11 protein-coding genes are annotated in these 11,899 nt (G+C 71.1%); 5 read left to right on the forward strand and 6 right to left on the reverse strand.

Going from position 1 to position 11,899, the window contains the following annotated elements; translation table 11 throughout:
- Window positions 1-13: 13 nt before the first annotated feature.
- Together ACP59X_RS22460 and ACP59X_RS22465 are read right to left on the reverse strand one after the other, a co-directional pair.
- The gene (locus ACP59X_RS22460) at window positions 14-994 is read right to left on the reverse strand and encodes an ABC transporter ATP-binding protein (RefSeq protein ID WP_428562841.1); all 981 of its coding nucleotides are present in this window, start codon (window positions 992-994) and stop codon (window positions 14-16) included.
- Window positions 987-1,997 (reverse strand): ABC transporter ATP-binding protein, encoded by a 1,011-nt coding sequence (locus ACP59X_RS22465; protein WP_428570002.1) that lies wholly within the window; start codon window positions 1,995-1,997, stop codon window positions 987-989. The genes ACP59X_RS22460 and ACP59X_RS22465 overlap by 8 nt, the downstream gene beginning before the upstream one ends.
- Before the next feature lie 92 nt (window positions 1,998-2,089).
- Here ACP59X_RS22465 and ACP59X_RS22470 point away from each other — a divergent pair, with 92 nt between their 5' ends.
- From ACP59X_RS22470 to ACP59X_RS22480, 3 genes are all read left to right on the forward strand, one after another.
- The gene (locus tag ACP59X_RS22470; RefSeq protein WP_428562843.1) at window positions 2,090-2,803 is read left to right on the forward strand and encodes a Bax inhibitor-1/YccA family protein; all 714 of its coding nucleotides are present in this window, start codon (window positions 2,090-2,092) and stop codon (window positions 2,801-2,803) included.
- Between the two features lie 190 nt (window positions 2,804-2,993).
- Window positions 2,994-4,043 (forward strand): tetraacyldisaccharide 4'-kinase, encoded by a 1,050-nt coding sequence (locus tag ACP59X_RS22475; RefSeq protein ID WP_428562845.1) that lies wholly within the window; start codon window positions 2,994-2,996, stop codon window positions 4,041-4,043.
- Between the two features lie 8 nt (window positions 4,044-4,051).
- Complete coding sequence (locus tag ACP59X_RS22480) at window positions 4,052-5,245, forward strand: ABC transporter substrate-binding protein (protein ID WP_428562847.1); 1,194 nt, start codon at window positions 4,052-4,054, stop codon at window positions 5,243-5,245.
- A 68-nt stretch (window positions 5,246-5,313) separates the two neighbouring features.
- Here the strand turns inward: ACP59X_RS22480 and ACP59X_RS22485 are convergent, their stop codons facing one another.
- Both ACP59X_RS22485 and ACP59X_RS22490 read right to left on the reverse strand, forming a co-directional pair.
- Complete coding sequence (locus tag ACP59X_RS22485; protein WP_428562849.1) at window positions 5,314-6,000, reverse strand: peptidoglycan-binding protein; 687 nt, start codon at window positions 5,998-6,000, stop codon at window positions 5,314-5,316.
- Between the two features lie 89 nt (window positions 6,001-6,089).
- The gene (locus ACP59X_RS22490; RefSeq protein ID WP_428562851.1) at window positions 6,090-7,229 is read right to left on the reverse strand and encodes a J domain-containing protein; all 1,140 of its coding nucleotides are present in this window, start codon (window positions 7,227-7,229) and stop codon (window positions 6,090-6,092) included.
- 287 nt (window positions 7,230-7,516) lie between these two features.
- Here ACP59X_RS22490 and ACP59X_RS22495 point away from each other — a divergent pair, with 287 nt between their 5' ends.
- Window positions 7,517-7,984 (forward strand): chemotaxis protein CheX, encoded by a 468-nt coding sequence (locus tag ACP59X_RS22495; RefSeq protein ID WP_428562853.1) that lies wholly within the window; start codon window positions 7,517-7,519, stop codon window positions 7,982-7,984.
- Window positions 7,985-8,057: 73 nt separating this feature from the next.
- Window positions 8,058-10,112: a protein-disulfide reductase DsbD family protein gene (locus ACP59X_RS22500; RefSeq protein WP_428562855.1), complete on the forward strand. Its 2,055-nt coding sequence runs from the start codon at window positions 8,058-8,060 to the stop codon at window positions 10,110-10,112.
- A gap of 6 nt (window positions 10,113-10,118) precedes the next feature.
- On the opposite strand, the gene ACP59X_RS22505 is transcribed toward ACP59X_RS22500, so the two are convergent.
- Window positions 10,119-10,544 carry a GNAT family N-acetyltransferase gene (locus tag ACP59X_RS22505; protein ID WP_428562857.1) on the reverse strand — a complete coding sequence of 142 codons (426 nt, stop codon included), beginning with the start codon at window positions 10,542-10,544 and terminating at the stop codon, window positions 10,119-10,121.
- A 105-nt stretch (window positions 10,545-10,649) separates the two neighbouring features.
- Window positions 10,650-11,738 carry a D-alanyl-D-alanine carboxypeptidase family protein gene (locus ACP59X_RS22510; protein WP_428562859.1) on the reverse strand — a complete coding sequence of 363 codons (1,089 nt, stop codon included), beginning with the start codon at window positions 11,736-11,738 and terminating at the stop codon, window positions 10,650-10,652.
- Between the last annotated feature and the right edge of the window lie 161 nt (window positions 11,739-11,899).

The following is an 11,899-nucleotide window of genomic DNA, read 5'->3' on the forward strand; positions in this document are numbered from 1 at the left end:
GTTTTTTTCTCCTTTATGACGGACGGGCGCAGCGCGCGAAATGCCCCGGAGCGACCTCGGCCAGCGGCGGCACCGCCTCCCGGCAGGCCGCCACGGCCCGGTCGCAGCGGGGATGAAACGGGCAGCCCGGCGGTGGCGCGGCCGGGTTGGGCGCCTCCCCGGCCAGGACGGCCGGCTGGCGGCGCCGGGGATCGACCGCCGGGGCGGCGGCCAGAAGCGCCCTGGTATACGGATGGACCGGGCCGTCGTAAAGCGCCCGGGTCGGCGCCGTCTCCACGATGCGGCCCAGGTACATCACCGCCGTGCGGTCGCTGACGTGGCCGACCACGGCCAGGTCGTGGGAAATGAAAAGGTAGGCCAGGCCCAGCCGCTGCCGCAGGTCGGCCAGGAGGTTGATGACTTGCGCCTGGACCGAGACGTCCAGGGCCGAGACCGGCTCGTCGCACACGATCAGTCGCGGCGACAGGGCCAGCGCCCGGGCCACGGCGATGCGCTGGCGCTGGCCGCCGGAAAACTGGTGCGGGAAGCGCCTGGCATGCTCGGGCTCAAGCCCCACCAAAGACAGCAGTTCCAGCACGCGCTCCCGGCGGGCCCTGGCCGAGCCCTGTCCCACGGCCCGCAGCCCCTCGGCCACGGTCCAGCCCACGGGCAGCCGGGGATTGAGGGAGGCGAAGGGGTCCTGGAAGACCATCTGGACCAGGCGCGGCAGGCCCTGGCGGACGCCGGCCTCCCCGGACCAGGGATCGCGACCGTCCAGGCGCACCGTCCCGGAGCTGGGCGGCTCCAGGGCCACGGCCAGCCGGGCCAGGGTCGACTTGCCGCAGCCCGATTCGCCCACAAGCCCCACGGTCTCGCCGACGCCGACGGCCAGGTCCACCCCGGCCACGGCCACCACCTCGCGGCGGCGCCCGGCGAAAAACCCCTCGCGCAGGCCGTAGCGCCGGGTCACGTCCGACAGTTCGAGCAGCGGCGCCTTGCCGGATTCCTCAGGCATACAGCCAGCACCTCACGCGCCGCCCGCCGGCCAGGGAAAAAAGCGGCGGCACCTCCCCGGCGCACGGCCCGAAGGCCCGCGGGCAACGGGGATGGAAATGGCAGCCCGAAGGCAGCCGGGACAGGTTGGGCACCATGCCGGGTATGGCGGCCAGGCGCCGGCCCCGGTCGGCCAGGCGCGGCAGCGAGGCCAGAAGCCCCTGGCCGTAGGGATGGGCTGGCCCGTCGAAAAATAGCGCCACGGGCGCGTCTTCCACCAGCCGCCCGGCGTACATCACGGCCACGGCGTCGGCCACCTGGGCCACCACGCCGAGGTTGTGCGTGACCAGCACCACGGCCGTGCCGGCGTCGCGGGACAGCCCTTCCACGAGGTCGAGGATCTGGCGCTGCACGGTCACGTCCAGGGCGGTGGTGGGCTCGTCGGCGATGAGCAGCTGCGGGGAGAGGATCAGCGCCATGGCGATCATGACCCGTTGCCGCTGGCCGCCCGAGAGCTCGTGGGGATAGCGCGACAGGACGCGGGCCGGGTCGGGCAGGCCGACCTTGGCCAGCATGGCTTCGGCCGCCGCAAGCGCCTCCCGTTTCGAGGCCCGGCGGTGGACCCGCACGGGCTCGGCCACCTGCTCGCCGACGGGCAGCACCGGATTGAGCGCGGTCATGGGTTCCTGGAAGATCATGGAGACCTTCGCCCCGCGCGCGGCCCGCCGCTCCCGTTCGGACAGGGCCAGCAGGTCGCGCCCCGCGAACACCGCCCGGCCCGAGGCCACCCGCCCCGGCGGCGGCACCAGCCCCAGCACGGACAGCGACAGCATGGTCTTGCCGCAGCCCGATTCGCCGACCACGGCCACGATGTCGCCACCGGCCACGGCCAGGTCCACGCCGTCCACGGCCGTCAGGCGGCCGGAGGGCAGCTCGAAGACCGTGGTCAGTCCCTCCACGGACAAAAGCGGCCCCGGACCCGCTTCCCCGGGCGGGATGAAATCTTGTTTATCCGTTGCGGCCAGGCCCGACACGGTGCGCCACTCCCCTTGCCACGCGCCTTCGCGCGCGTTATAGACCCATAAAGGACAGCCCGTCTTTCCAAGGAGGAAAATCAATGAGCTCTCCGTATCGCTCGATGCACACGACGCAGTCCCGCGTCGAGGTTGTAAACGCCTTTATGCGCGGCGTCTACGGCTGGATGTGCCTGGGGCTTTTGCTGACCGCCGGCGCATCGGCCTTCACGGTGTCGAGCCCGGCCCTGATGCAGGCCATCTTCGGCAACCAGATCCTCTTTTTCGGCCTGATCATCGTGGAATTCGGCCTGGTGCTCGGCATCTCGGCCGCCATCAACCGCCTGTCCGCCGGCGCGGCCACGGGGCTGTTCCTGCTCTACGGCGCGCTCAACGGCGTGACTCTGGCCGCGATCTTCGCGGTCTACGCCAAGGCCGTGATCATCAACGCCTTCCTGGTCACGGGCGGCATGTTCGGCGCCATGAGCCTGTACGGCCTGCTCACCCGCCGCGACCTAACCTCGCTGGGCAGTTTCCTGTTCATGGGCCTGATCGGCATCATCATCGCCTCCATCGTCAATATCTTCACCAAGTCCGCGATGATGGACTTCATCATCTCCTGCGTGGGCGTGCTGGTGTTCCTGGGCCTGACCGCCTACGATACCCAAAAGCTCAAGGTCATGGGCGAGATGGCCCCGGCCGACGACGCCACGGCCGTGCGCCGCGGCACCATCCTCGGGGCGCTGACCCTCTACCTCGACTTCATCAACCTGTTCCTCATGATGCTGCGCCTGTTCGGCGGCTCCAGCCGGGACTAGCCTCCTTGCCGGGCGGGGCGAGCCGGCCCGGCGGGCGGACGACCATCGTGCGCAATCGACATCCGCGAGCGGACCGCTGACCGTGCCCGGCGCCAAGAGAAGACGACCGGAGGGGCGAAACCGCCCCTCCGCTTTTTTTGCGACCCGCTTCGGCCCCAAGGAGCTGGCCCGCCGGCTCCTCGTGGCCCTGATGCTGCCCGTTTCCCGGCTCTACGCGCTGTCGCGGCGGCTGCAACTGCGGCTGTATGCCCTGGGCCTGTGCCGGACCTGCCGGCCACGGGCCGTGGTCGTCGGCGTGGGCGGCATGTCCGCCGAGAGCCGGGGCCGGGTGCTGCTGACGTCCTGGCTGCTGGGCTGGGCCAGGGCGCAGCAGGTGGAGGCGGCGGTGGTGGCGCCGCTTGGCGAGGGCCGCCCGCCCTTTTTGCCCCACCAGGTGGCGCCCGGCGGCGACCCCGACGATTCCGGCATCGAGGCGGCGCTGCTTGCCAGCTACGCCCCGGACGTGCGCTGCCTGGTGGACGCCGACCCCATCCGGGCGGCCGTGGCGGCCATGCGCGAATTCTCCCCCCACATGCTGGTGCTCCAGGACGCCCTGGGCGACCCGCGCCTGGGCCGCGACGCCGACCTGGCCATCCTCACCGCCGAGGACCTGGGGGCCGGCTGGGACCGCGTCTTTCCGGCCGGCGCCTGGCGGCGCGACGCTTCGGCCCTGGCCGGGGCCGCCGCCTACTGCGTCTTCGCCGGGTCGGCCAACCTCGAGGCCGCCTTGCAGGCGGCCGACAACCGCCTGGGCCATCGCGGCAAGCCCATCTTCAGCCTGAGCTTCGACATCTGGCGCTGGCGGGGCCAGGGCGGCAGCGTCGCGGCCCGGGAACTGGCCGACTCGCCCTACGTGGCCGTGCTGGGCGAGTCCGACCGCGACCTGCTGCCGCCCATGCTGCGCGACCACATCGGCGTGGCGCCCCGGATGATTTTCTACGTCCACGACCGCCACCGCTTCACCCGCCAGGATTTCGAGTCCCTGCGCGCCGACGCCGTTCGCCTCAAGGCCCGCAACATCCTGACCTCGCCCCGCTTCGAGCTCAAATTGCGCCAGGGCGGCGACGCCCTTGCCGGCCAGGCCGTGTGGACCTATGATCCGGAAGTGGTCTTTGGCCCCGCGCTCCATACGGACCTTTCGTTTCTGGCCTGGTGGGAATCCGTGTTCCTCACCGCCGCCCGGGGCCGCCTCAAGCCGTAGGAGCCTTCATGCCCAGCCGGTTTCGACTTGCCGCCGTCCTGATCGCGCTCCTGGCCCTGGCCCTGGCTTGGCCCGGCCGGCCGCAACCGGCCCTGGCCCGGCAAAACGGCCCGGAACTGTGCCTGGGCCTGGTGGCTACCTTCAGCGGCGAAGGCTTCCGCACCGGCCGCGACGCCCTGGAGGCGGCCCGCTTCGCCGTGGAGGCCGCCCAGGCCGCCGGCCTTCCGGCCATCGACGGCAAGCCCTGCCGGGTGACGCTTTTTCCCGCCGACGACAAGGATTCCCCGGCCGAGGCCGCCCGGGCCGTGCGCGATTTGGTTGCGCACAAAAAAGTTTCGGCCGTCATCGGCCCCTACCCCAGCGGCCTGGCCAACGCCGCCGCCCTGGCCGCCGATGCCGCCGGCGTGCCGCTGGTCGCCCCATCGGCCACGGCGGCCGTGGTCACGGCCGGCCGGCCCCACATCTTCCGCATCGCCTTCACCGACGCCTTCCAGGGGCTGGTCCTCGGCCGGCTGGCCCGCCAGGAGCTGCGCCTTTCCCGCGTGACCGTCATCGCCAACGGCGACAGCCTGTCCAGCGCCTCCCTGTCGAAAGCCTTCATCGAGGCGTTTATTGCCTGCGGCGGCCAGGCCCGGCTTTTCACCTACGCCGACCGGGACCGCGACTTCGCCGGGCTTCTGGAAAAGGCCCTGGCCGCCAAGCCGCAAGCCCTGTTTTTGCCCAACGCCACCAAGGAAGCGGTGCTGCTGGCCCTGGCCGCGCGCAAGCAGGGGTTCACCGGCACGCTCCTCGGCGGCGACACCTGGGACGGCCGCGAAGTCGCCCGCCTGGCCGCCTTCAACGGCGCCTATTTCGTGGCCCACTGGCGCGAGGGCGCGCCCGGGGAGCGCTCTCGGGCCTATGTCGCGGCCTTCCGGGCGGCCCGCAAACGGCCGCCCACGGAAATCGGGGCGCTGACCCAGGACGCCGTGGACGTGGTCCTGGCCGCCGTTTCCCGGGCCGGCTCCACCGCGCCAAAGGCCCTGACCGAGGCGCTCATGGCCCTGCCGCCCCACGACGGCGTCACCGGCACCTTCGATTTCGTCGACGACGGCAACCCGGTCAAATCCCTGTGCATCACCCGGGTGGCCGACGGCGGCACGAACCTCGAAACCCATGTCCTGCCGCCGCCCGCCCCCTGCCAGCCGGCCACGGCGCCCTAGGCCCGGGCCGCGGCCCAAGCCGGCGAGGCATGCCCTCGCCGGCCCCATCCCCCGGCGCGGTGTGGCGATCAGGCCTCGGGCACGGCCCCGGCCGGCGCCCCGTCCAGCCCCCCCGTGCCGGCCATTACGTGCGGCTCGGTCATGCCGCCATTCTGCCGGCTGACGGCCCCGGGCAGCCACCCCGCGTCGGCCAGGACGCGCAGCACGGCCATGCCGCCGCACTGCTTGCTGACGGCCGTGGCCGACCAGGCGCCGTCGGCCACGTACTTGCCGGCCGTGTAGGCCGTGGTGGCGCTCCACAGGTAGGGGCTGGCCGTTTCCGGGTGGTAGTTGCGGTAGCCGAAGCCGTTGTAGCGCTCCAGGACATAGGCGATGCCGGGCACGGACCAGTCCGTCCACTGGTGCAGCTTTTTGAGCCGCAAGGCGTCGCTGGCGCTGGCCTCCCAGGCAAAGGGCGGGTCGCCCGAAACCGGCCGGCCGGCCGGCACCCGGACCGTGCGGGCCGAAAGCGGATCGCCGTTGTGCAGGTGCCTGGTGAAATCCAGGCCGCATTCCAGGCTGTGCAGGATGCCGACCACCTGGGCCGGCACGCCCGTGGTGGTGGACACGGCCGCGTAACGGGCCATGGCCGGCGCGGCGGCGATGCGCGCGGCCACGCGCCGGACCTCGGCCAGGCGCCCGGGCCGCACCACGGCCCGATCGAACGTTTCCCGGTACTCCTTGGCCAAGGCCTCGGTGAAGGCAACGGCGGACATGAAAAAACGCTCCTGTTGCAGGTTGGGGACACCTGCAACCCCAGGAGTACATGCCGCCGGGGCGGCGTCAAGGCGGGGGAAGGAAGGCCCTAAACAGCCCAGGCGGCGCTGGCGCGGCGGGGGCCGGCGGAAAAGCGCATGGCCATTTCGTAGGCCACGTTGACGTCCTTCATGGCCTCCTCGTCGCCGCCGAGGTCGGGATGGAAGCGGCGGGCCATGTGGCGGTAGGCGACCTTGATCTCGTCCACGGAGCAGGGGTAGTCCAGGCACAGGATGTCGTAGGCGCACTTGAGGTTCATGCCGCCCCGGCGCGCCACCTCCCTGGCCCGGCTCTGGCGGCCCTCGTCCATGCTAAAGCCCGCGTTGTCCCGGCTGGCGTCGCCCCGGGCGGAGGCACCGGCGGCAGCGCCCGCCGCCGCCCGCCGACCGGCCTCGCGCCGGTCGCTGCCCGAGCCGGCCGCGCCGCCATGGGCGCTTGCTGTCCCGGTGCGCTCGCGAAAAGTCTGGCCCGCGCCCGGGCGCGACGCCCCGGCGGTATACGACCAGCCCGCGCCCGGGCGGGCTTTTTCCTGGGAACCGGCAAAGCCCCGAGCCTCCTCGGCAAAGGGCCGTTCGGACCCGGTCGCGGATCGGGAGGACGCCCCGGCGCCGGCCGTACCGTGGTAAGACGTGCCCGCCCCGGCCGCCGTCCGAAAGGATGCGCCCGCCCCGGCCGTGGTGCGGGAAGACGCCCCGGCGCCGGCCGTGGTCCGGGAGGACGCGCCGGCTCCGGTCGCCGTGCGGGAGGAGGCGCCGGCCCCGGCCGTGGCGCGGGATTCGTAGCCGGGCCGGCCCCAGGTGCGGGTGCGCTCCGACGAGGCGGCGCCGGGGCCGCCCACCGTACCGCCCCCGGCGGCCCCGGCCTTGCCGGCCGCGCCCTGGCCACCGGCCTGGGCGCCTGACTGGTTCGGCTGGGGCCGGCCGGCATGGGGACGCTGGGAGGGGCCCGGGCGGCGCCAGCCGTCGTGGCCCGAAAAACGGTTGGCCCCGGCTTCGGCGCCGGCCGTGGCAGAGGCCCGGCCGCCGGTGCGGGCCATCTTGAGATTGCGCAGGACTTCCTGGAGATGGACGAGGATCTCCTGCAGGATGGAGCGGGTCCGGTTCAGCTGGATCTCCAGGGCCTGCCAGTCCGTGACACCGGAGGCAGTTTTGGCCCCAAAGCCGGCCTGTCCTTGCGTTTGCCTGTGCATGGTGTGACGCCCGCGCTCCTCGGGTAACCGCCAACGCGCTCCGACCGTCCGTATCAGGAACACGCAACGACGTGGTATGGCGAATTATTCCAATAAGACCAGCAAAGGTCCTTACCATTCCTACTGGATCGCCCTGGTCAAGGCAAGGCGTATTTCCTGCCGCCCCCGGCCTTTCGTCCCCCTGGCGTGGTTAGTGACAGGCGGCTTGGTTTTGATGTAGGACCGATGTCGATACGACATTATGTCGCCTCGCCGGCCTTGCGCTTGCGAGCATTCCGAGGGAGCCCATGAAACCCACCGACGCCGAAGTCGCCAAGCCGTTCGTCGACGCCACCAAGCACGTGCTCACCATGATGGCCCAACTCGATCCCAAGCCGGGCAAGCCCTACGTCAAAAAGGCCGGCGCGGCAGCCGGCGACGTCTCGGCCGTGGTGGGCCTCACCGGCGACCGCAACGGCAGCATCTCCATCAGCTTTTCCAAAAAATGCGCCATCGCCGTGGTCAAAAACATGCTCGGCGACGACATCGCCGACATCATCCAGGACGCCAAGGACGCCGTGGGCGAAATCACCAACATGATTTCCGGCCAGGCCAGGGCGGGGCTCAGCCAACTCGGCCTCAACCTGTCCTCGTCCACGCCCACCGTCATCTTCGGCGACAACCACACCGTCAGCCACATCACCTCCGGACCGGTGGTGGCCATCCCCTTTTCCACCGAGCACGGGGATTTCACCCTGGAGTTCTGTTTCGAGTGATCCCCACGCCCGACGCGTCGCCCCGCATCGGCCGGGGCCGCGCCACGGCGTGCCGCGGCTTTTGATCGTCGCCATGGCCATCGCAGTTTCCCTCCCCTCCCCCTTTGCCGGGCCATTGCTCGGGCGGGCGATTTTTGCCGCCCGGGGGCACACCTGCAAGATGCGCTCCCGTCTGGCGCTGCTCGCGGCCCTGGCCTGGCTGCTCGGGGCCATCGCCGGCCCCGCGCCCGGGGTGCTGGCCGCCACGGCCCAACCGCCGGCCCAGGCGGCCGAGGACGCCGCGCCAGCCAGCCTCGAAACCGCCCTGTTCCGCCTGCCGGCCGGCGACCCTTCGGGCCGCGTCCTGGCCGTGCTGACGCTCGTCTCGGCGCCGGACTGGCATGCCTACGCCGTGGGGCCGGCCGAGTCGGGCCAGTCCGCCCAGGCCCAGCTCAGCGCCGGCGACGCCCAGGCCGTGGCCCTGTTTCCGCCGGGTACGCCCACGCCGGACCCGCTGGAGCCGGAAAAAACCGTGCTCGTCTACGAGGGCAAGACCCCCATTTTCGTGCCGCTCTCCGACACCATGCTGACCGCCGGGACCCTGACCGGCCGGCTGAAGGTCTTTTCCTGTTCGCCCACGAGCTGCTGGCCGTCGAGCCTCGAAGTGAACATCCCCCTGGCCGGCAGCGTCGATCCCGTCACGCTGCCGCTGGCGGAAAACGCGCCCTGGTGGCCGCTTTTCTCGGCCCTGCGCAGCGCCGCCCTGGCCATGCCGGCGGCGGTGTGCCCCGAGCCGGCCCATCCCCTGGCCTCCCGTCACGACCTCAAGGCGCCCCGCGGCGAGGACGCCGCCCCGGCCGAAGCCGCCGCCCTTCTCAACGGGCTGGCCCCGCGCTCCTTCACGCCGGCCCTGGAGGTTTCGGGGCTGGTCAAGGCCGCCTCGTTGGCCTTTCTGGCCGGGCTGGTCCTCAACTTCATGCCTTGTGTCCTGCCCGTGGTCAGCCTCAAGCTGTCGGGGCTTCTGGCCATCAGCGGCGAGGAGGGCAAGGCCGAGCGCCGGCGCATCCTGCGCGAGCACAACCTCTTTTTCGCCCTGGGGATCGTTTTTTATTTCCTGGTGCTGAGCCTCCTGCTCGGCGGGCTCGGCCTGGCCTGGGGCGAGATGTTCCAGTCGCCGGCCCTGGCCATCGTGGTCACGGTGGTGCTTTTTCTGCTGTGCCTGAGCCTTTTCGGCGTGTTCCACCTGCCGGTGGTCGACCTCAAGATCTCCTCGGGCGGCCGGGGCCATACCCGGCGAGGCGCCTTTTTGACCGGCACCCTGACCACGCTTCTGGCCACGCCGTGCAGCGGCCCCTTTCTCGGCGGGGTGCTGGCCTGGACGCTGCTCCAGCCGTTGCCCGTGGTCATGACGGTCTTTTCGGCCATCGGCCTGGGCATGGCCGCGCCCTACGGCATGCTGGCCGCCTGGCCTAGGCTCGTGCGGCTCATGCCCCGGCCCGGGGCCTGGATGCAGGGGCTCGAAAAGGCCATGGCCTTTATCCTCGCGGCCACCTGCCTCTATTTCCTGGCGCTTTTGCCGCCGCAGCGCCTGCTGCCGGCTCTGGTCGCCCTGTGGGCCGCCGCCGTGGGGGCCTATCTGTTCGGCCACGGCGCCCACCTGGCCCACAGCCTGGCCCACCGCACCGGCATGGCCCTGGCCGCCCTGGCCGTCACCGCCGGCGGCCTGGCCTTCGCCCTGGCCTACGCCCCCCAGGCCGAGGCCGACTGGATCGCCTACACGCCGGAGGCCTTCGCCCGCCACTTCGGCAAGGACAACCTGGTGGTGGATTTCACGGCCGACTGGTGCCCGACCTGCAAGCTGCTGGAACGCACGGTGCTCACCCCGTCCCGGGTGGCCCAGTGGGCGGCCCGGGGCAAGGCCGTGTTCATGCGCGTGGACCTCACCCGGCAAACCCCGCCGGCCATGGCCCTGCTCAAGGCCCTGGGCAGCCAGTCCATCCCGGTGGTGGGCTTTTTCCCGGCCGGCGACGGGGCCAAGGCGCCGCTGGTGCTGCGCGACCTCTTCACGGCCGGCCAGTTCGAGCAAGCCCTTTCCGAAGCCTTCATCCCGTCCGCTGCGCCGCAGGCGCCCCCGTCCGCGAGCCCCTAACCAGCCTTACAACCGTTTCTTGAATCCCCGGGATTCGAAATAGCCCAGGGCGGCATAAAAGGCCCGGCCCTCGTCCCGGCCGGGGCCGGAGACAAGCATCAGGTACAGGCAGTCCCGCTGCCGGGCTCGGCGTTCCAGTTCGGCCAAAAGCTCCCTGCCCACGCCCCGTCGGCGGTACGGTCCGGCCACCACCACATTCTCGACCACCATGAACGGCCGGCACTCCCCCACGACGTCGAGGCACACCACACCAAGCACGGCCCCGGCCAGGACGCCATCCACGGTGGCGCCGAGCAGGTGGTAATCGGGGCTTGCGGCCATGGCGCGGTACGTGGCGCGAAGCCGCTCCCTATCGGTGGCCAGCCCGGACAGGGACTGCATGAGGCCGGCCAGGGCCGGCAACTGTTCGGGAGTGACGTCCGCCACGTCCATGCGCGCCTCCGTGTTCCGCCACAAGGCTCGCCCAGGCAACGCCTAAAGGGAACGCCTAAAGGGAACGTAGCGGCGCCCCTTTTCGGCAAACCGCAACCGGATCGGCTATTGGCGCGTCTGGGATACCGGGGCCTCGGGCGAGCTGGCCAGGACCGGCGGCTTCTGGCCGGCCTTCTGGGCGGTCACGATCTTGAAGCCCTTGTCCAGGAGCTTGGCCGTTTCGCGCTCGCGCACCCGGGGGTTGCGCGAGCCGAGGACCACGGCGATAAGCCGGGTGTCGCCGCGCTTGGCCGTGGCGATGATGTTGTAGCCCGAGGCGCAGACGAACCCGGTCTTGAGCCCGTCCACGCCCTCGTAGCGACCGAGCAGGGAGTTGGCGTTGTGGCGCTGGCGGTTGTTGTGGGTGAAAAACTGCATGGAGTGGATGGTCAGCGCCTTGGGGAACTGCTCCAGGTAGGCGGCGGCCAGGCGCAGCATGTCGCGGGCCGTGGTCAGCTGGCCGTCGGCCGGCAGGCCGTTGGGGTTGAAAAAGACCGAATTGGCCATGCCCAGGCGCTTGGCCGTGTCGTTCATGAGGGCCACGAACGCGTCCACATTGCCGTTTTCCAGGTAGTCGGCCATGGCCATGCAGGCGTCGTTGGCCGAGGCCACGGCGATGCCCTTGATCAGGTCCGTGACCTTGACCGATTCGCCCCGGTGCAGGCGCATGTTGGACCCGCCTTGGGTGGCGGCCCGCTCGGAAACGTCCACCACGTCCCAGGGGCGCAGCTTGCCCTGGCGGATGGCATCGAAGATGATGTAGAGGGTGAGGACCTTGGTCAGGGAGGCCGGCGGGATCTGGACGTCGGGATTCTGCTCGTAGAGCAGTTCGCCGGTGGTCATGTTCCAGAGCATGGCCGATTTGACGGTGAGCGTCGGCACGGCGCACACGCCGATGTCGCCCTCTTCGTTTTCCTCGGCGGCGGCAGCGGCCGCGGCGGCCTTTTTGCCCTTGCGGGCCTTTTTGGGCGCCTCGGTGGCGGCGGCCTTTTTGACCGATTTGGCCTGCCCCTTGGGCTTTTGGGTCTTGGTGGCGGATTTGGCGGCCGGCTCGGCTTTCCTGGCCAGGGCCAGGCCGTCGCCGGCCAGTGGTGCGAACACCAGGGCGGCCACGGCCACGACGACCAGAAACAAAGCGCGGAAGGTTGTTGGCATGCGGCAGGATTCCCCTTGCAGGATCGAAACGTCTGTCCTGCGCGGCGCGCCTGGCCCGGGACGGCGCTCGGCGACCGTAACGCCCGAGCTTGTACCCGCGCCGGTCGGGAATGTCAAAAGCCTGTGGGGCGGCAGGCCCCGGGGCCGTTGCGCCCCGTGCC

Origin of the sequence: Solidesulfovibrio sp. DCME, from assembly GCF_049995385.1 — a bacterium.
Classification (GTDB): Bacteria; Desulfobacterota; Desulfovibrionia; order Desulfovibrionales; family Desulfovibrionaceae; genus Solidesulfovibrio.